The following is a 20,301-nucleotide window of genomic DNA, read 5'->3' on the forward strand; positions in this document are numbered from 1 at the left end:
TCCGTTAAAGATACGTATTCCTGTTTAATGCCGTTCTTTTTTCAGCGTAAATATCGGTAAATAAAAGAAGATGCCTAGGATAGACATGATAAGGCCGCCTATCGTTCCGGCGGCGAGCGGGAACCAAAAGGCTTCTTTATCGGTGCCTAGCATGAACGGGATAAATCCGAGTATGGTCGATATAACGGTTAGGAAAATCGGCGTGATCTTGGCGTTCCATGCCTTTAGATAAGCACGGATTGGGGAAATAGCGGGTATCCGTTCCCGAATTTGGTTATATTCGTTTAAGATATAGATACTGGCGTTTACCGTGATACCGCATAATAAAACGAAGGAGGCGAATCCACCTTGGTCGAAGTTCAGTTTGAACCAATAGAAGGTCAGGAATACCCCGATATAAGAGATCGGTATGACAAAAATGACCGCCAGCGGTTGTTTCAAGGAATTAAACAAGATACTGGTCGTAAAGAAAATAATAACGATGATCAAGAATAATAACGCATATTGTTTATTATCTTTCTGATCCCATGACCAATAGTTCTTTTCCGCTTTAGCCGTATATCCCATAGGCAGGATCTTGTTAAACTCTCTAAGTTCCCTTTTCTGTATCTTCTCGCCTTGTGAGGAAGCTCCGATATATTCATATTGCAGGCAGAGCCTGTATTGCTGGTTTACTTTCGCTATCTGTTGAGGGGTCTGGCTTTTCTCGACGATAGCGAGTTCGGACAACTTATAGGATTTATCACGGATGGTTTGAGGTACATATTGCATACTCCATATATCGAACTCCTTTGATTGGCGGGAAGAAAGTTTTAGCTTTTCCGTCTCGTTATCAACGACGATGGTACCTGCGTAGATATCTTTACCGAAAACAGGCCGGATAGACGCGAATAAATCGATAGGCAATATATCCGCTTGCGCCATACGGGATTTATTCAAGTTGAAGTAGAATTCCTGATAATCATCCTTCCACCAAGAAAACTCGGAATTGATCAATACTTCCTTGATACGGCGATACGTAAGCAATTTCTCCCGCAGTTTCTCCGCCCATTCGTATAGCTCGTCATAATTATATCCGTACATCTCGATCCGGAAAGAACCTGCGTTCTCACGGACATCATTGCTGAAACCTTGGTCCATAAGTCCCCATACGCCCCAACTTCCACCACCTAATTCCAACGCTTTGCTAATCACCCTGCTTTTCAAGGTGTAGGGGAAACCACTTCGCTCGTTCTCACGGGTGAAATAGACGTTGATACTGGCTTGACGTGCGTTATAGATACTGGTCTGGAACTGCCGTATTTCCTTATAGGTACTCAAGTAAGCCTCCATTCGGTTGATCAAGTGGTTCATTTGATCAAGGGTCGTACCGTTTGGCATGGAAGCGCTGATACTTAATACCGTTTCTTCATTCCGGGTAAAATAACTTCCCTCGTATACCTTTTGGACAAATAGGCGCAAGGTTCCTCCCAAACTCTTATCGACGATAGGTTTTATCGTTTCCTTCCAAATATCTTTCGCTGCGAATTCATTGTAGCGGGCGATCCACAAAGAGTCCCTTGCGGATAGATCCTTCTCTTCCGGCTCGATCTTCTCCGGCAATAAAAATATCGGTAGTCCGAAAGCCAGTACTAGAATAAGGCAAGCCAGCTTTTTCCAATTGCAAAGGAAACGGATCTGCGTCCGGTAATAATGAGAGAAATAGACTGGGAAACGGTGTATGAACGACCGTATCGGACGGACCACCGGATGTTGTTTCCAATGACTTCGAGCTTTTGGGGAAGAAGAAGCGGCTTTCTTCGGGTGCAAATTCATCTTATCGATCAATGCCGGAACCAAGAATAACGCGATGAACAAAGATACGGCCAGATTAATGATCACGACAGCGGCGAAATCTTGTAAATTCAACCGTATCTTCTCATCCAAGAAGAAGATAATTACGAGAGCACCCATAGTCGTCAAAGTTGCCGCCAGAATAGACAAGAAAGCTTTCCGGTCATGATGGTGCCGGATGTGATCAGTCATCACGATCGTATTATCGATCACCAAGCTGAGAGAGATCGTGATACCCGCCAGCGAGTACAATTGCATCTCCAACCCTAATAAATAATAAAGGATAACGGCTATACACAGGTTGATACTTAAACTGATGATGATCAAGAATAGATAACGTACATTCCGGGTAATCAGCAGAACGAAGAGCAAGAGGATCAAGATGGTCAAGCCTGTACGGACGTAGATTTTATCCAATTCTTCTTGGATAAATTCGGTAGCGTCGTAACTGGTATGGATCTCGTAACCGGGAGGAAGCAAGGTGCGGATATGTTCCATTTCTTCCTTCACTTTCTTGGCTAATTGCAACTGGTTGGCAGTCTCTTCCGCACGGATAGACAGGTAAATAGAGTTTAAACCATTGATCCGGTAGTAACTTTGCGGGGCCTCTTCTTGCCGGGTTACCTTTATCAATTGATCCAGCCGGATTAAGCTACCATCTTTGTTTGCGACGGTGATATGCGATGGTTCGAACCCATTCGTGATCTTTTCCGGCATTAACGCCAGACGAATCCATTCCTTGCCGATATCTCCTTGTCCCATATTAGCGGTTCCAAGGAACTCTTTTTTGTAATATTGGCTGATCGCCGATTGGATATCCTCTATCGTGATCCCCAGATCCCGTAGCTGGCGGCTATCGTATTCCAAGCGCCATTCCATAGGGGTCGCTCCGCTTACATCGATACGATAAATACCTTGCACGCTGCTAAGCCGGGGCTTTATCTGATCCTCGGCGAATCGCTGGATGAATATCGGGGTAGCGGAAGCGTTCAAGGTATAACTCATGAACGGGCGTGATTCCTTGTCGTCCGGACGGCTCATCTCTAAAATCGGATAACTTAATTCTTCCGGAAGGTCCGGCCACGTTTGCCTAACAATTGTTGATGCCTCAAAACGTGCGGCATCTATATTCGTATGTTTATCTAGTTCTAAGGTAATCCTTCCCCATCCGTTTCCCGAGGTCGAGGAGATCTCTTTGATTCCTTTGATACGGGCAAGCATCGCCTCCAACCGGGAGGTTACCTCCATCTCGATAACCCTCGCTGAGTTGGAGGGCATATTATAGCTGATACTTAATTTCGGCAGCGTACGGGAGGGAGATAGCTTGATCGGCAATAAAGGCACGAAAGCGATCCCCGCCAATGCGATACAGAGGAAGGTGACGATGATCGTAAAGGATGATATGTTCGGCTTAGAACCCATGCTCGTAATCAAATTCGTTGGCTAATGAGATGCCTGTCTCGAAATCATGTAAGGTGAGCTTACGTATTTTGTAATAGCTCAACCAATAATTTTGCAAGGCCGTGATATAATTACGTTGCGCTTCCTGCTGTCGGTTCAAGGAGAGCGTAAGGCTATTGATATCCGCTTTGCCGATCATGAAACGTTGCTTGGTCTCGTTATAGGCCATGATCGCGATGTCCAAAGCCTCTTCGGCACTGGCGATCAGGTTTTGCTGTACATTGAAATCGCCGACAGTCATGATTACGTCTTCCTCCAGAGTGACTTCCGTCTGCCGTGCGGATATTTGCGTAACATTTAGATTGCTTTTGGCTATATTGTATTTACCCTTCCGTACTCCCCAGTCTATAAGGGGAATAGAGATAGATATCGATACCAAGTCCTGCTGCAGCGGATTCTTGTAAACTTCCTTAAACTGGGTCGCTACTTGATTGAAACCGATACTGGCATTTAAGGATGCGTTGAATAAGGTTTCCTTCTTGGTCTTATCTACTTGTTGCTCGGCCTCTAGTACCTCTTGCCGCACTTCCAGAAACTTGGGGTTATTTTCCCGGGCTAACGTCAATGCTTGATCCACCGGAATATCCATATCATGGGGGCGTGACGGCAGACGAAGCCGTATCTCCGTATTCTTATCGAAATTCAAATACGAGGCCAAGCTGAACATGGCTCGCTTCAAGGCTATATCGGCGTTTTGTAACGTATTGCGGGCATTGATCGCATCCAGCTTGAGTGTCAGTAAATCCGCTTGACTAATAGCCGCGATCTTATGCCGCTCTTGGCCGGTACGGTATAACGTATCGGTTGTCGCTACATTTTCTTTGGCCATATCATATTCTACTTGAGCCATGGCTAAAGAGAAAAAATAAGTGGTGGCTTGCTCGCTGACGGTCTCGATATTATAAAGCAACTCTTTCTTTACTTTCTCATATTTTAGAGGCTCTATCTTCTTCTCCCACCGGAAAGGATTGTATCCCAATAAATCTTGGCTGTATCCGATACGGATTGGAACGGAGGTGAACTGATTATAAGTATTCGAGCCGAAATAGCGCATATACCCCAGATCCGTGTCCACGAAGAAACTACCACCCAGCATATCGAAGTTCTGTTTGATCTTTAAGTTTCCTCCCGCATAAAAGGACTGTTGCTTACGGTATTCGTCGATGTCTTTTTCTGAATCGTATCGTTTCGTGATATCCCGGTAATATTCGGCGGGTGTGATATTCAATGTAAGACTAGGCAGTCGCTCCGCTTTGTAATTACGAAACTCCCAGTAGCCGGACAAGAATAGGTTTTTCGTACGAAAAGCCTCCAGCGAGCTATCGGCGGCCAATGAGATCGTCTTCTCAAGGGAAAGGACGAGCGATTGGGCCGATACTCCTTCGGCTAATAGCGAACAGAACGCGTATAAAACTAGGAATGTCCTCTTGTATCTTTTTTTCATAATGCATGTCTCCTATAGATAAACCAATAAACCAAAGGGATAATAAATAAACTGACAGCCGTACCGATCAGCATCGCCGAGATCATGGCAATGGAGAGTGGCTTTTGCAACTCACTTCCCATATCGAACGTGAATAGTAGCGGTACCATACCGAATATAGTTGTCAATGAGGTCATGATAATCGGGCGCAGACGGCGACGACCCGCCTCATGGATCGCTTCCATCAAGGGTACACCTTCTTTCCGAAGCTCATTGATCGCGTCCAGTTTCAAGATAGAGTCGTTTATGATGATACCGCAAGTTACCACGATACCGATAGCACTCATCAGGTTTAAGGTATGCCCGCATATCCATAATACCAGTAAGGAGGCGGCTACGTCTATAGGTATTTCCAGCAGGACGATCAAGGGCTGCAAGAAGCTCTCGAATTGCGCCGCTAAGATAAAGTACATCAAGAGAATGGATATGAACAAGATGACGACCAGTTCATTCAGCATTTGTTGGTTCGAGAAGAAGCTTCCCGAGAAATCGATGTCCCAATTCGTCTTATCTTTGGATTCGCTGCGGACGAGCTCCCGAATATTTTCCATTAACTGTTCCGCATTCTCTACTTGATAGAAGCTAAAAGGAATATATTCCCCGTTCTTTCCAGCGGTGAGTATCTTCAAATCCTCTCCGGGAGTAATTTTTGTTACTGCACTAAGAGGGACATGATTCGTCTTTTGGTTTTCGTCCGGTTGCGTACGGATTAACGTATTATGTAGGATATGATCGACCGTTTGCTCGTTTCCGGCTAGCGTGATCGGTAAATACTGTTGATAAGAGCGTAAAGTAGCGACTTCATTTTCCTTGAAGGCCGTCTTAAGTACCCGGTAGACCTCTTCATAGGAGATATTATAAAGTAATAGTTTCTGATGGTCTATGGATATGTTTAATTGATTCTCGAAAGCTACGCCAACGGGAGCGAGACCGGTCTTACTCTCTAGTGTTTTCTCTAGTTTTTGCAAAGTAGGGGCATCCGGAGCTTGTTCTTTGTTACGGGCATAGAACTCGGCTACGATATCGGCCTCACCGGTTACGAACAGTTTCTCAAACACAGTCTCCGGCGGAGAGAACGATAATACGGCTGTCGGGTAATTTCGCTTTACCCAAGCGGAGATTTCTTGTTGTAAAGGAGCGATAGCATCGGTCTCTTCTGTCTTGAAATAAAGCTCTACTTCCGAGATGGATAATTCCCTGTCTCGGTTTAGCAGGAATTGTTGCTGTCCGATATAGGCCGTGTGTTGCGCACCTAACCGATCGGCCTCACCAAATAATTCGGTGACTCTCTTTCTATTCTCATCAATATGGATGTTCTCATTCCATTCAACATGTGCGATTAACTCATTCTGATCGATTTCCGGCATCCGGCTTTTGGGGATCATATAGAATAGGATCGCGCAAAGGGGGATAGTGACAGCTACAAATAGTAGGCTAGTGGTTTTATGCCTGAATATGAAATCAACCCCTCCGTCATAGAATCGGTCTAGCGTATGCTCCTTGATCAAATTGTTTATTTTCAGATTGAAAAAGGAATGCTTGATCTCCGGTATGCTGTAAACTAATTTGTAAAGTACAGGCAGTAACATGATTCCGGTGAAATAAGAGACCATTAAACCAACCGTAACAGCAAACGCCTGATCGAAGAAAATCGCTCCCGCTATACCACTCATAAATACCAGCGGGACGAATACGGCGATCGTGGTAAATGTGGAACTAAGCATGGGGGTGATTACTTCTGTGGTCCCTTTTATACACGCTTCTTCCAGATTATCTCCTTTTGCCCGGTATTGCGCTATATTCTCCGTCACGATGATGGAACTGTCTATCATCATACCCAATGCCAAAATCAATCCGGATAGGGAGATGATATTTAAGGACATATTGAAAAGGTAGAAGAACAAGAAACTAATGATGATACTGACTACCATACTTAGTCCGATTACCGCCGGGCTTTTTACGTCCCCGAGGAAAAGGATCGCCACGATGCAGATAAATAAGAAACCTAACGATAGATTCTGTTTGAGGTTGGAGATCGTATAATCCAATAACTCGGTCTGGTTTCTTGTGATCGTAAATTCAATATCCGGGTAAATAGACTTGAAATAATCGGTAACCTCGGCAAGCGCCTCTTTCATATTGTCCATATTCTCATCCGCTTGCTTGATAACGGCTAACGTGACGGCCCTTTCCCCGTTGGCTAGCGATAAGCCGGTTTCTTTTTCTGGTACGACAGCTACTTTTGCCAGATCTTTTATCTGGAAGATCCGGTCATTCTTACGGATATAGATATTTTGTACGTCTTCCGGTGTACGTAATAAGGTAGAAAATTTGATATTGTACTCATAATAACCATCCCGTACGGTCATGCTTCCCGGCTCTATATTATTGGCAGACAAGGCTGATTCCAAATCATTTAACGTAATATCAGCCATATCCAAGAGCTTCATATCCGGTACGATCTGTAATTGCCGTCCTAATATGCCCGTGATATCCACCATCGCCACTTCCGGCAACTGTTCAATCCTTCGTTTGATCACTGTTTCCGCGAATTGGCAAAGATCGAGGAAAGCGGCATCATTTTCAATTGTCTTGAGTGTGAGGTTGAGGCAAAACACCGGAATGTCCGTAGCGCTCGCCTTGACTACCCGTGGACGTTCTACCTCACGGGGCAGGTAATTCATGGCGGCGTCTATTTTCTCATTGACCTCTATAAAGGCAAGATCCGTGTTCGTGCCAAAGTCGAAGCTAAGGCGGATAATACCCGCTCCATCACGAGTCTCGCTATGGATATCCCGTAATCCTGCCACTTGCATCAATTGCAAACGGACCGGCTTCACGACGGTGTTTTCCAATTCCCGTGCGGATGTATTTTGTCCGGATATCTGAACGGTAATCTCAGGTATGGCGATATCAGGCAATAAGGAGACCGGTATGGTGAAATAAGTCACCAACCCCACGATAAAGCAAGCCGTAAAAGCCATCAATACCGCTATCGGACGTTGTAGCAGGAAGCGAATCATACGCAACTAATTTTCAATTCTCAATTCTCAATTTTCAATTACCTTGACCGGTGACTCATGCGCCAGATTAATATTGCCGCTTGTAATCACGACATCCCCTTCTTTCAATCCTTCCAAAAGGGTATAACTATCCGCGTTTTCCAGTCCGGTGCGCACGTAGTTCCAATAAGCGTGCCCATCAACTAAAGTAAATACGACTTGTTTTCCGGAACGTAATACCACAGCCGTTTTAGGTACGACCAATTGCTTCCCAAGCGAGCGTTGTACGCTAACCCGTACATTCATGCCTTCGAATAATTTACCTTTGTCGTTTACCGCCGCTTTCACTTGTACCATCCCGTTCTCATCCACTAGCGGGTTGATCTCGGATATACGTCCTTCAGTCTTTAAGCTGGTGGTGGCGAAAGGGGTAACTTCCACTTTATCTCCGTTTTGGATAAGCGGCAACTCACTTTCCAATACGGTGAAAGAGGCTTCCAGACTATGAGGATCGATAACGGTACAGAATGCGTCCGTCGTAGACGCCACGTTCTCTTGTTTAGCGAAAAGGTTTGCGATAATACCGTCGAAAGGCGCGATTAGCGTCGCATTCTGTTCCTCATATTGGGCAAGTTGATATTGGGCGAGCGCCAGATCATATCCACTTTTTACCCGTGCTAGGTTGAGCGTTGCGGGCGGGACTTTCGCTGAGTCTTCCAGCATATATCCTTGACCGATCAATACGTCTTTTAATTCAAGCCTCGCTTTCTCTAGGGCATCTTTGGCTTGCGCTGTTTTGTTCGTGAGCCGGAAAGTAGCGAGTTCCGCTATTTTCTGTCCTTTGTTTACCCGGTCTCCGTTCTTCACGTAGATACGGGCGATGGGTTCCGCCGACTCAAACCGTAAGTCCACCAACTTGCGAGCGGACAGTTTACCATTGCTTATCAACTCATGATTAAATTCCGTTTGCTTCAATGTCATGATCGTGACTTCGTTCGCCTCATCCGGCAATACGGTCTCTACGGAATCCTGTGTGGCATCTGTATCTTTCTTTTCTCCGCCGCATGCGCTTAAACAGAATAAAAGCGTAAAGGTCAACAATTTATAGTATTTCATACTCGTATGATTGATCGGTTTGTACAATTTGTCATTCGCAAATATAAGTATTTATTGTTACGATGTAGTCGTAATTGCTATAAAAATAAGGATATTGTATTCATATTGATGTGTTGTTTAACATACTTCGTGCTTTCTCTTTCATTTCTTTAATAGCGGAACTTTCCACTTTGGGTTTCTTAGTTAATACGGAATCAATCGCCTTTTTCAATTTTGCAGGTTGAAAATAAGATGGTTCCGTATAAAGATTCATTAACAGATAATACGGATAGATACGTTCCGGTAAAATATCAATGGCATGTAACAGGTGCTTTTCCGCTTGTCGGTATTCACCTAAACACTGCTCATTTTTAGCCATTACGTAATAAAGCATGGGATCGGAGCTTAATAAGACAGCTCTTTCCAGATATCCATTCGCTTTCTCGTATCGTCCGGTCTTGCTTAGGCATTGAGCGACCTCGAAAAGGAATTCCGGTTTATGCTTCAATAATGGATACAAAGGTTCATATACCTCCAAGGCCGCTTCGTAAGCTTTATTATTGTAAAACATTTGCGCCTTATTCCATTGTTGATAAGCCTTATAATGATCTTTTTGCATCCAGAACAAACCAATTCCAAGAATAGCGATTCCCATAAAAAATATCTGTTTGCCCCATCTATGGCCATTTGATTCGGCTTGGTTCTCACGGATCTCATCCTTGTCCGGTGTTACGCTCATCACCCCTAGGAATATCAATACTACCCAAAACTCCGGCAATTGCAATGGATAAGAAGAGAAGGCGAATATAGCCATAGACATCAATCCCCCGCAACAAGCATACCTTTTGTTCTTTATTCCTTTATAAAATAGAAGCCCCAGCCAGCCTATAAATAGGGCTAATCCTACTAACCCCTGTTCTAATCCAATCTGCAAGTATTCATTAAATGCGTACTCCGGGCATCCGGCAACCAACTTTTCCTGTTCAGTCGCTTTTCCCGAAGCCATGTATTCCGCTTGTGTTTCAGCGTAAGCGGCAGGGAACCCACCTAGGCTGGTACCTGTAATCGGTTGTTTTTGTATCGCTTTCGTCGTGATCTTCCACATCAGAAACCTTCCGTCTGCCGAATCTTTCTTTAATGTATAGAGTGATGCGCTCCCGCCAAGAAGCAATATGCCGCCTAGGATACCGCCTATGATATACCACCTTTTGTGTTGTCTCAGTCTGGTCGCTGCCTGTTTCCTGTCAAGGCGGTACAGGGCATATACCCAGGCGCAAGAAACGACCACCGCTATCCATGCCGATCGGCTCATTCCCGCAGGAAGTACAACGATCGCTGTGCCTATACATCCCATGGACAGGTAATAGGGCATATTTCGTTTGGACTGTTCCAGCAAGATGCCAAGAGCCACCGGTAATGTGATCGCCAAATATCCGGAATAAGGCCCCGGATTGAAAAAAGAGCCGGTCAGCCGAAACAGGGAATGGTTCGAATAGGCCCATCCCTGTAATTGACGGAAGCCCCAGATGGCTTCTATAAGGCCTGTCGCGATAAAGAACATTGAAAAATATCCTATGAGCACCGGATATTCATGGAACACCTGCCGAAGCAGATACCACAAGACAACCATTTGTCCGATAAACAGGAGCTTTTCCGGCTCCGGGTGTATGGAGTAGGGATAAGAGAGGAGGATAAGCCCCAAGAGGGAAAGGGGGAGGATATCCACGTAAGTCCATGGGCACAGCCCCTTGCTTGGATTCAACCACAAACCTTGTAGGGACACGGCGGATAAGAACAGGGCGATTAGTTGAATCCAAAAGGTTTTCTCTGTCACCAAGTGTGTGGATAGCATTCCCAATCCTGCGAAAGGGGCGCTTAGCAAAAGTGTCCCGAGTAGGGTATATACGCCGAGTTTCAACAGCTCTTTCATGGTTAATATCTTTTTACCGTATCGTTTTCCACCAAAAAGATACGATCTTCCGCAGCCTTTTCCGGTCGCGAGATCATCGCTTTCAACAGGCTCCCTTTAGGTATCTTGCGAATGAGGATGCCACCGGGTATCGTGTCTGTCGGGAAATATCCGTTTTTAAAACACTGCTGTTCCTGTTCCCAATAAGCGAGTGTATACGGCACTTGCTGTTGATACGGGTTGTCCGAGGCGATAAAGATGGAATCGGTTCGGGCCGGATCGGGCTTAATTTTCGTGATGATCCCCGTATTGCTCACATGGAAAGGGGATGTGATGAAGCGTAGTGAGCCATAAGCCTCTTTGTCATATTCGGCGATGATAAACACATCATCGCCTACGATCTTCGGGAAGGTACAGCGGTTGCCGATCCGTTCGCTCATGGCGAAAGGCCTCCAGTTACCATGATTATAGGTACAGAGGTAAATAGGTGCTCTTTTTGATCTCACCGGGAGGTCGCAAGTCGTATGGATATCTGCGACAGGTGGTAGGTATTGCTCCGTGACAGCGGTCAATAACGGATTTTTTAAGAACGTACGGTATTCATCGGTCGACTCGGTCGTTACCGGATGTAAGGGGGCGAATCCGTATCTGTAAACCTTGGCCGGGGTCAAGAACGGCTTGGTTAGGTTGTAGATCAAGGAATCCGGGCCTTCGTACTCCGGAGCGAAAGGTAGGAATCGCCCATCCTCGTTTAAGAATGCGCACCAATAATGTTCCCCGTTCCTACGAGTCCAGATCGTATGTTCTGCTACAGTGGGAATACCGGCCGCACGCATCAGCTGGATACCATACAAGACTACCCCATCACAACGTCCAACCCCTGTCCGGTGGATCTCCTCTGCGGTTGGATAGTGGATGGGTATCTCCGTTTGATAGGTGACTCGGGTTCGTAGTATCTTTTGTAACCTCACGGCCGCATCGTACGTGTTATCAATATGCAAACTATCCAGCAAAGGGAGGTACGTCCGCATCAGCTCCTCACGTAAACCGGAGGGCTGTTCGTATAACCCCCGGTAGGGAAGTATATACCTGCAAAAATTCTCGAAACTTACCGATTTATTCCAGGGCTTGGGCCACGCCTGAAACGCCAGCTCGATATTACGGATTAGATAGTCCGAGGATAGGGTGGTGATGTCTGATACCCTCTCTCGCTTCTCATATCCGAAATGATAGACCATATTGCGTATCAAAAAGCGGGCGGCCTCTCTTTTTAATGAATCCCCTTCATAGTATTTGATGACATATTCCAACTCTTTCCTGTTATCGCCGGCTTGCGACAACGCATATTCCAACATACTTTCTTCTTGGCTTTTTGAGAAACCGCAAGAGTGCAGACAGATCCAAGCGCATACATATAAAATAAGCTTATTCATAATTCTTCAATTGTTTCGAATATTTTTCCAAAAACGTCCCTTTCTGTATTCCCCCGTGTAAGGGTCAACGGATTTCCACACTTTCCAAGCTACCCCTACGATAAATTCCTCCGGTATAAGTCCGAGATAACGGGAATCTCTAGAGTTTTCTGTCTTATCTCCGGCCACGAAGTAATAGTTGCTTTGGAACTGGTATTGTCTTACCTGTTTGTCTCCTATATAAACTTTACTATCTTTCCACGATAGGGAATCTTTTGATTCCCACTCGATCATTTGTTTGTATAGCTTATAATTTGTTTGATTCACGGTAATTCTATCCCCTTTTCGGGGGATATACAAAGGACCGAAATCATGAACATTCCAATTGAATGTAGAATCAAAAGGGAAACAACGGTAGACACCGTCCGGCATCCGATCCGCTTTTTGTCTGGATAAGTTCGCTTGACTTTCCACATTCCCCAAAGGCTCTTTTGTATGGTTGTTTCGGTAGAATCCCTGTTCGATCCGGATGGAGTCTCCCGGTAACCCGAGGCAGCGTTTGATATAATATTGCATGATGTGCATTTCGATCCGCTCCCATGAATAGGGATGCGGGTAGTTGAATACGAGAATATCATTCCGTTTGATTTGCCCGACTCCGGGTACTCTGTATATATCTACCCGCTTCCCTTTCATAGATGCGAAAATATTGAATAGCCTAGGTCCGGCTATCCATTTGTTTACTAATACTTGATCTCCGGTTTGGAGTTGAGGCTCCATGGAATCGGAAGGGATTTTGAACGTGCTGAAACAGAAGATGAGGAAGAATGCGTATATGCAACCAATACCAAATACCCCATAAAATATAAGTGTCAGATATCGTAACATCTGATTTATATTTGTTTTGTATATACGTTTTTCTATTCCCATTCTTTTATGTTTATGCCTCATTTCCTAAATCCAAATTCTTTGGATATCAGTCATCAATAGTCGAACACTACGATATGATATTCCGGATCATCACTGATACCATAGATCTTCCGTTTTTGATTGTCTACAGCGATGGAGGAGACTCCTTGGTCTAATGTGTAATGGCATTCAAGGCTACCGTCCCATCCGATTACAAATAATTCTTTGCATAATATATTGTAATTAGGCTCTGTCACCATTTTTCCATTATAAAGAACAAATAAACTATTCCCCACGTTTACAGGACTATAAAAAGCGTCTCTATAAGTTTGCGGGCTCGCTTTACTTCCGATAATGTCTCCATCCCTAAATTCTTTGAAAACAGATGCGAAATGATCCGGTCCCCGTAATTGTTTTTCCAAGGTCCCGTTCACGTTATAGATGCAAATTAAATCAGTGAAGTAGTGAGTGATTGCAACCTTCTCTTTTCGGTTGGTGGTTAGGTCTGCCCGAAACGCATTGATTAATTCGGCAGGAGTATACTCCTGCTCAGTTTTAGGATAAGTACCGAAATCCATCGTTTTCTTACCTGTTTGATCAAAAAGGAATCCAGGACTCGTCTCTTGATAGGATACGCCTAAGAACCCGTTGCCCAAGCTTCGAATATTGCTCCATAGCGGTTTTGTATCTAGGGAGATACGGCTGGCGTATTCCGGTTCTTTTCCACTGGTAAATTCCGGGATAGAGTAAGTGAAAATCGTAGAGGTCATCATATCAAAAATGACTACGGAATCGTTCCGATTGACGAAACATGGTGTCATCATCTCTTTAGGCCCTTGTCCTACAGGGATACATTCTCCTTCCTTATGTGCCGTATTGAGGTTGAAGATGTGGAATTGTTTTTCCGCCCCTTGATTGCAAGTAACTAGGAAGGAGTCGAATAATTGGATTTGTGAAGGTCGTAAAATAAGACTGTCAAATTCAATAGTTTTTCCGGATAGTGATTTTCGGACTTTGAAATCACTTCTCTGGAAGGTTATGTTTTTGTCATCTTGTTTTTGATCATCGGTACAAGCGATGAATACTAATAGGATGAGTGAAAGATGTAAGATAATGTATTTCTTCATGATACTGATTTTTTAAGGAGGGCATGCCAAATTAAGGGATTGAACACATTTTCTTCTTGCTCAAGATACCTAGAGTCTATGAAATACAAATTAAAAATCAATGAGAAAACATCTGCATTCCATTGATTTACCGACTGTATTCCATTGTGATTTTTTTCGTTTTGGCACACCCTCCTTTGATTAAATTTTAGTTCCAACGTCCCGGTATGTAAGTGGATGTCCCATCGGAATATTTGATAATACATCCTCCCCCAGAGTAACTGCAATATCCGCTTCCACCTTCCCCACTAGCCAATGCCTCCACATTGTCAAGCGCTAAATCAGAGAGTTTAATCTCGTTTTCACTCTGGTTGATGTTCCATGCCGCAGCTACTGCTACGACTGCCATTACGGCTATTCCTAAAATCTTTTTTCTCATGATATTTCTTTTTTATAGTTTATGTTTTTGAGAATTTAATCTCTTGCTTACTATTCTTCTGCAAGATAAGGATATTCTCGAATTCCTCTTTCAATTTAATTTACTACTTTTGTGTCACCTCCTTTCTGCTTCATGAGTAAAAGTGGGGTGGGAGGCTTGCTTGTGATCGTTCCAATATATCCGGCAAGCTCTCCCTTCTTTTTTATTTATTGAGCCATCCCCCGAATGTTTAATTTTATCAGTTGATTCGTATTGCATTTCACGGTAATCGTCTCGTCAAAGACTCCTTTGTCTTTCGGTGTCATGATGACTCTTACTTGAAGGATCTCTCCCGGCTTGGCGGGATGTTTGTCGAAAGATGGGCGGGCACAGCCGCAGGTTGTAGCTGCGTCTAGTATGACTAACGGGTTATTTCCTGTGTTTGTTAATCGGAAAACAGCTTCTTTGCTTTCTCCCATTTGGATAGTTCCTAGCTGTATGGATGCCTCTTCCACTTTCACGGTGGTCTGTATTTGTGAAGCGGGTTGTTTTCCGGTGACCTCTTTTAGGTATAGCTCCCGGATATTCGGGTTGTGGATAGGATTTCCTATCACTACGACCTTATTGTACTTATCCAATAGGAAGGTTTGAAATCTCCCATCGGCCGGGAAATGATTTAGTTCGTTCAGCTTGTCGGATTGATCCAGACAGATAGGTTTGTCGAAATTGTCTTTTTTCAATAGATACCGTATTTCTTTCTTGTCATCGGACTGGAAGAAAAAGAGGAAGGGAACCGTTCCTTGGGTAATGGAGTCGGTGTATTGAATCAGTTCTTTCCATCGGTGCAGTTGGAGTTTGCAACTGGTACATCCTATGGAATCCACGAAAACCAGCACCTTGTGGGGGGATTTTGGCAGGGTGAAGTCTACCGTATCGGTTGCAAACCGTGCAAAGACCATGTCTTTCGGAAATCGTATCTCTTTTCCTTGCCATTCGGATACTAAATGCTTGATCTCGTCTTTTTTCTTGTCTTGGCAAGCTAGAAGGAATAATAATAGTATGATTAGATTTAAGTATTTCATGATATTTTGTCGTTATATTTTAAATGAAAGAATCGGATCGTTGCTATTTACATCCGTGGCAAGGATCGTCCCCGTATCCTCATCTACGTCGATACCATAAATGGCATGGTCGAGCACGTATTTCCGGACGGGGTTTCCTTTGAGGTCGAATACATAGATGTATCGCCCGCCATCCTCGATATCTTCCCCTCGTTGGTATGCCTGCCCGATATCTTTGAAACTACGGCCATGAAATACGGTATAAATGAAATTGTCTGTGATATGAACATCACTGAATCCCATGATACCCGTTGGAATTCCCTCCGATTGTGAGATTGCGAATTGAGGTTCTCCATTAGGTCCGTATCGTACGGTTTGTGTAGTATCTGTGAAGTTGTATATTTCTAATGCTTCTCCTAGTTGGGTTGCCATGACCAAGATGCCTTTTTGGGGATTATAGTCGAAGAAGCTTCGCCACGCTTGCGCCAATGCGGGGCGAGCGATGTCTTCATAATTATTTTCGGTTGGGATCTGATTAGCGGAGTGAATCCATTTCCCTTCTCGGTCTGTCCACTTTTGTCTATATTCACCGAGGTAGTCAGATACCAAAAAGCCCGATTCCATCGGGTAAAAGTCCAATGCCCTAACCAGCCGCTTGTCCATATCGATCGTTTCTACGGGGATGATGTTGTTCATATTTTGTTCAATCTTCCACCGGGTTGTTCGCATTTTGTTCGCATCGAGCGTCCAGATAGAATCCTTGGAGATAAATCGGAAGCAATCTGCCGATGCCATTTCTTCAGGTCCCTCGCCTCGTTTGCCAAACGATGTCATATATTCCCATTCGGGGTAAGAGAAGGCATGGAAGAAATAATCTACGTTGTGCAAGTCCATGATAATAGCGATACCATCCTTGACCGCTACCCGGAAAGGATAGCGGAACAAGGCGGTATCTAGGTGGATAACCTGCGCATTTAATGCCTTTTCATCGGGAAAATCCTCGTAGCGGGGGAAGTGCCGTGAGGATTCCGAACAGGATACCAGACTACCTATTAATAGAACTATGTACACGTAGTAGTTCATGTGTTATTTTAACGGTTGTATATATATTTGTAATATCCTCCATTACATGATAGAGAGCCAGCCCCATAGCAATCTCCGGATCCACTTTCACCGGAAGCTAGAGCTTCAATATTAGAGAAAGTAAGATCTGTGAAATTTTGTTTTCCTTCTTTCAAAAGAAAATACGAAGCACACAAGGCGCAAATGAAAATGATAGCGAAAGCTTTCTTGAAAGTAATTTGTTTCATGTCGTTTCTAATTTTTGTTACAAACGTACGGCTTGGTCTTTGGATAGCCAATCTTTTTAGGTGACTTTTAGCTGACAGTTGAAAAATAAGCCTTTAGTCTACCTATAGTCATCTTTCATCTTGCGAGTTGAATGAATTTATTCGTAGAAAGGAATGGAAAACGTATCTTTGCAGTTTCAACGAGGAATCATTATGGAGAAGCAAAATTGGAAATTTTATTGGAAGTGGAGTGTATTTGTTCTGATGACGATGCTTTGCTTGTTGTCTTTTTATAAATCATACCAAAATGTAAAGTATGAATTACAAGAAGAGTCTCAAACGTTATTTCAGCGGGCAGTTCAAGATGATACAAATAGGCGGATAAAAGATTTAGGGGATGCTTTTTGTTTTTCCTATTCAGGCGCTAATCGATTGGAACGAGATAGCATTACAATCAAGACTGCCGATACGATTATACATATGAAGAATAATAAGGAGGTGGCACGGAGGATGTCTTCACAGGAGAAGTCTGATTTTAGCCTCCAACATTATTTGTCCATGGAGAATCCGATTCAAGTAACCTTGCTGGATAGCGCTTTTCGTGCATCTTTGTATGAACATGCGATTCCGGCTCAGACCGTAACTTGTTATACCTTTATAGACAAGACGGAATGTAGCTCTTCGGATACTTCTTTTTATCAATCTTTTATACCATTAAAAGAAATTGTTTTTGGAGCGAATCGGGCGATCGTTTTGCAAGCGTTTGTTCAATTTCCTTTCCTTTATATAGTAGGTGAAGTGTTTTTGCGAAATATATTTTGGATTCTGGCAATGGTTATTCTCTGGGTTATTGCGATTGTCTTGACATGGAAAAGACCAAGGATAAATATCTTGCCACTACAAGAAGCACCTAAAGAGATGATACAAATAAAAGAAGATATCTTGTTCGATGAAACACATGGCGTATTGCATTATCATAGGCATCGTATCGAATTGGCAAATCAACGGCTGAAACTGTTTTGTATTTTATTAGAACATAAAGGATATTTCATAGAGTCCGATCAGCTGAAAGAAGAAATCTGGCCGGATGGAAGTGTGTCCAAAGATGCTCTTACCGCTACGGCTAAAAGGCTTAAAGAGGATTTGTCTCCTATTCCGGGTTTGGTGATAGAGAGTGCTCGGGGTAAAGGATATTCGCTAAAGATCGTTTCGGGAGAGTAAATTCTCTATCTCAACGTTCATTTGATGGTTTATTTGTGTGATGAGCTTGCTATCGGCAGTAGTACTGACTTGGCTAAGTAATATATACTGACTTGCCCAACACAGTATATATTACTTAGCTAAGTCTGTATTGGTCTTAGGATTGCCAATCTTTTGGGCTGACTTTTAGCTGATAGTCCCAGAATAAGAGGCTTGCCAGTCTAAGGTCACCTATTTATATCGTGAGTTGAATGAATTTGTGCAAACAATGTTAATTATTTTTGTCCGGGTGAATCTCGTTCATGAATAAGATAGAACATGGTCAACCTCTTTTATTACTAAGTCGCAAACTGGTCAACCTGCTTTATAAATAAGACGCTAAGTAGTCAACTAAAAACGTTAACATACAGGGGTATTGTTGTTTCTCGTAGGGAAAACAATGGTTTCTCCTGTAGGAAACTTTAGTTTCTTCCTAGGGAAACAAAAGTTTTACAGTTATAAAACAAAAGTTTCATAAGCGGAAAACTTTTGTTTTTGCTTAGAAAAACTGTAAACTATTATACGTTAATGCTTTATAGGTATCAAGAAGACTGCTGAAGTGATGAAATACGGCGAGTGTAAGAAGATCGTTCTGTTTTGTGGTGAAAAAGCGTAAGCGATTGTAGATAGGATCGGATTATTGTAGATGTTTTTTTATCTGCAATCATGGGTTAAACATCATATAACCAGAGGTCTATATGCGAAGTTGTAGATGTTGTAGATGTTTTTGATTATTTATAGGAAAGGATAGGGTGGTAAATTAATAGTGAGTGGGACGAGAGCGTTTTTAAGCAGATAGCCTTAGGGCAATTTATATAAAGGTATTTGCACGATACGATGTGCAATTTTTATACAAAATTGCACATCGTATCGTGCAATTTTGTATATTTGTCCTTTAAACATGAATCGATATGGAGACCTTATTTCGTTCCTTTAGAACTCAATTAGAGCATACTTCGACAGAAGTCGTGCGTTTTCTTCACGATCAGATCGCATGGGATAGCCGATTGGTTGCGATTTTAGGTGCTCGTGGTGTTGGGAAGACTACCCTATTGTTGCAGCATATCAAATTGTATGATCGTGAGGATGAGTCTTTGTATGTTACGGCAGATGATTTCTATTTTACCAAGTATCGGTTATTCGACATGGCTTATCAATTTTATAATCTGGGTGGGAAAAAACTTTATATTGACGAGATTCATAAATACAAGGATTGGTCTAGGGAGGTGAAGAATATATACGATCAAATTCCTGGTCTTCAAGTTATCTATACAGGTTCGTCTATTCTTGATCTGGAGAAAGGTGGTGCGGATTTAAGTCGCAGGAAGGTAGAGTATAGATTACCCGGACTTTCTTTTCGGGAATATTTGAATATATCGCAGGGGTGGCAGCTTCCATCGTATTCGTTGGAAGAGATTCTTGCTGGGAAGGTTGAGTTCCCTTATAAGGAAGCTCGTCCACTCAAATTATTTAACGATTATTTATCGACAGGTTATTATCCATTTTTTCAAGATACGGAATATCTCTTGCGTCTGCGTAGCGTGATTAACCAAATGGTGGAATCTGATATTCCGATTTTTGCGGATATGACGGTGGCTTCTGCCGTAAAGTTGAAGAAATTATTATATGTATTAGCTCAAAGTGTCCCTTTCAAACCAAATTATACGAAGTTGGCGAGAGATTTGGATATCAGCCGGAATGTGTTGCCCGACTACATGAGTTATTTGGAGAAGGCAGGTCTGGTTAATTTACTGCGAGAAAAAGCGCAGGGCTTGAAATTATTGGAGAAAGTAGAGAAGATCTATCTGAATAATACGAATCTGGCTTATGCGTTGTCGGAGCAGGTACCGGATATCGGTTCCGTGCGTGAGACGGTTTTTCTATCTTGGATGCGAGTCGTATGCTTCGTTACTTCTTCTGCGATTTCAGACTTTGAGATAGATGGCCGAACCTTTGAGATTGGGGGAAAGAATAAGACGCGGCAACAGATCAAGCAAGCGGCGGATGGGTATGTGGTGAAAGATGACATAGAGTATGCTTTCCGCAATATGATTCCTTTATGGATGTTTGGCTTTATCTATTGA

14 protein-coding genes are annotated in these 20,301 nt (G+C 43.3%); 2 read left to right on the plus strand and 12 right to left on the minus strand.

Features of this window, described 5'->3' with window-relative positions; genetic code table 11:
* Positions 1–24 precede the first annotated feature (24 nt).
* The 12 genes from DWX84_RS10370 to DWX84_RS10430 all read right to left on the minus strand — a co-directional run bounded on the left by DWX84_RS10370 (position 25) and on the right by DWX84_RS10430 (position 16,999).
* The gene (locus DWX84_RS10370; protein ID WP_121961556.1) at positions 25–3,255 is read right to left on the minus strand and encodes an efflux RND transporter permease subunit; all 3,231 of its coding nucleotides are present in this window, start codon (positions 3,253–3,255) and stop codon (positions 25–27) included.
* Positions 3,245–4,738 (minus strand): TolC family protein, encoded by a 1,494-nt coding sequence (locus tag DWX84_RS10375; protein ID WP_005867468.1) that lies wholly within the window; start codon positions 4,736–4,738, stop codon positions 3,245–3,247. The genes DWX84_RS10370 and DWX84_RS10375 overlap by 11 nt, the downstream gene beginning before the upstream one ends.
* On the minus strand, positions 4,735–7,800 hold the full coding sequence (locus DWX84_RS10380; protein ID WP_022192522.1) for an efflux RND transporter permease subunit: 3,066 nt from the start codon (positions 7,798–7,800) through the stop codon (positions 4,735–4,737). The genes DWX84_RS10375 and DWX84_RS10380 overlap by 4 nt, the downstream gene beginning before the upstream one ends.
* Positions 7,801–7,827: 27 nt before the next feature.
* Complete coding sequence (locus DWX84_RS10385) at positions 7,828–8,895, minus strand: efflux RND transporter periplasmic adaptor subunit (protein ID WP_008772846.1); 1,068 nt, start codon at positions 8,893–8,895, stop codon at positions 7,828–7,830.
* Between the two features lie 100 nt (positions 8,896–8,995).
* Positions 8,996–10,804, minus strand: coding sequence for an O-antigen ligase family protein (locus DWX84_RS10390; protein WP_009275349.1), 1,809 nt, complete (start codon positions 10,802–10,804; stop codon positions 8,996–8,998).
* A gap of 2 nt (positions 10,805–10,806) precedes the next feature.
* Positions 10,807–12,216 carry a transglutaminase domain-containing protein gene (locus DWX84_RS10395; protein WP_008777849.1) on the minus strand — a complete coding sequence of 470 codons (1,410 nt, stop codon included), beginning with the start codon at positions 12,214–12,216 and terminating at the stop codon, positions 10,807–10,809.
* Positions 12,217–12,222: 6 nt separating this feature from the next.
* Positions 12,223–13,083, minus strand: coding sequence for a signal peptidase I (lepB, locus tag DWX84_RS10400; protein WP_048927114.1), 861 nt, complete (start codon positions 13,081–13,083; stop codon positions 12,223–12,225).
* 95 nt (positions 13,084–13,178) lie between these two features.
* Positions 13,179–14,231 carry a BF3164 family lipoprotein gene (locus DWX84_RS10405; RefSeq protein WP_005859567.1) on the minus strand — a complete coding sequence of 351 codons (1,053 nt, stop codon included), beginning with the start codon at positions 14,229–14,231 and terminating at the stop codon, positions 13,179–13,181.
* 187 nt (positions 14,232–14,418) lie between these two features.
* Positions 14,419–14,649 carry an NVEALA domain-containing protein gene (locus DWX84_RS10415; RefSeq protein WP_005859565.1) on the minus strand — a complete coding sequence of 77 codons (231 nt, stop codon included), beginning with the start codon at positions 14,647–14,649 and terminating at the stop codon, positions 14,419–14,421.
* A 206-nt stretch (positions 14,650–14,855) separates the two neighbouring features.
* On the minus strand, positions 14,856–15,710 hold the full coding sequence (locus tag DWX84_RS10420) for a DUF1573 domain-containing protein (protein WP_005867480.1): 855 nt from the start codon (positions 15,708–15,710) through the stop codon (positions 14,856–14,858).
* 12 nt (positions 15,711–15,722) lie between these two features.
* A complete protein-coding gene (locus tag DWX84_RS10425) occupies positions 15,723–16,772 on the minus strand; it encodes a TolB-like 6-bladed beta-propeller domain-containing protein (protein WP_005867481.1) in 1,050 nt (349 codons plus the stop codon).
* Between the two features lie 8 nt (positions 16,773–16,780).
* A complete protein-coding gene (locus tag DWX84_RS10430; RefSeq protein WP_005867482.1) occupies positions 16,781–16,999 on the minus strand; it encodes an NVEALA domain-containing protein in 219 nt (72 codons plus the stop codon).
* 192 nt (positions 17,000–17,191) lie between these two features.
* On the opposite strand from DWX84_RS10430, the gene DWX84_RS10435 reads away from it, so the two are divergent.
* Both DWX84_RS10435 and DWX84_RS10440 read left to right on the plus strand, forming a co-directional pair.
* Positions 17,192–18,199 carry a helix-turn-helix domain-containing protein gene (locus DWX84_RS10435; protein WP_224201987.1) on the plus strand — a complete coding sequence of 336 codons (1,008 nt, stop codon included), beginning with the start codon at positions 17,192–17,194 and terminating at the stop codon, positions 18,197–18,199.
* A 929-nt stretch (positions 18,200–19,128) separates the two neighbouring features.
* On the plus strand, positions 19,129–20,301 hold the full coding sequence (locus tag DWX84_RS10440) for an ATP-binding protein (RefSeq protein ID WP_005859561.1): 1,173 nt from the start codon (positions 19,129–19,131) through the stop codon (positions 20,299–20,301).

It is taken from the genome of Parabacteroides sp. AF21-43 (genome assembly GCF_003635435.1).
GTDB classification, from domain to species: Bacteria; Bacteroidota; Bacteroidia; order Bacteroidales; family Tannerellaceae; genus Parabacteroides; species Parabacteroides distasonis.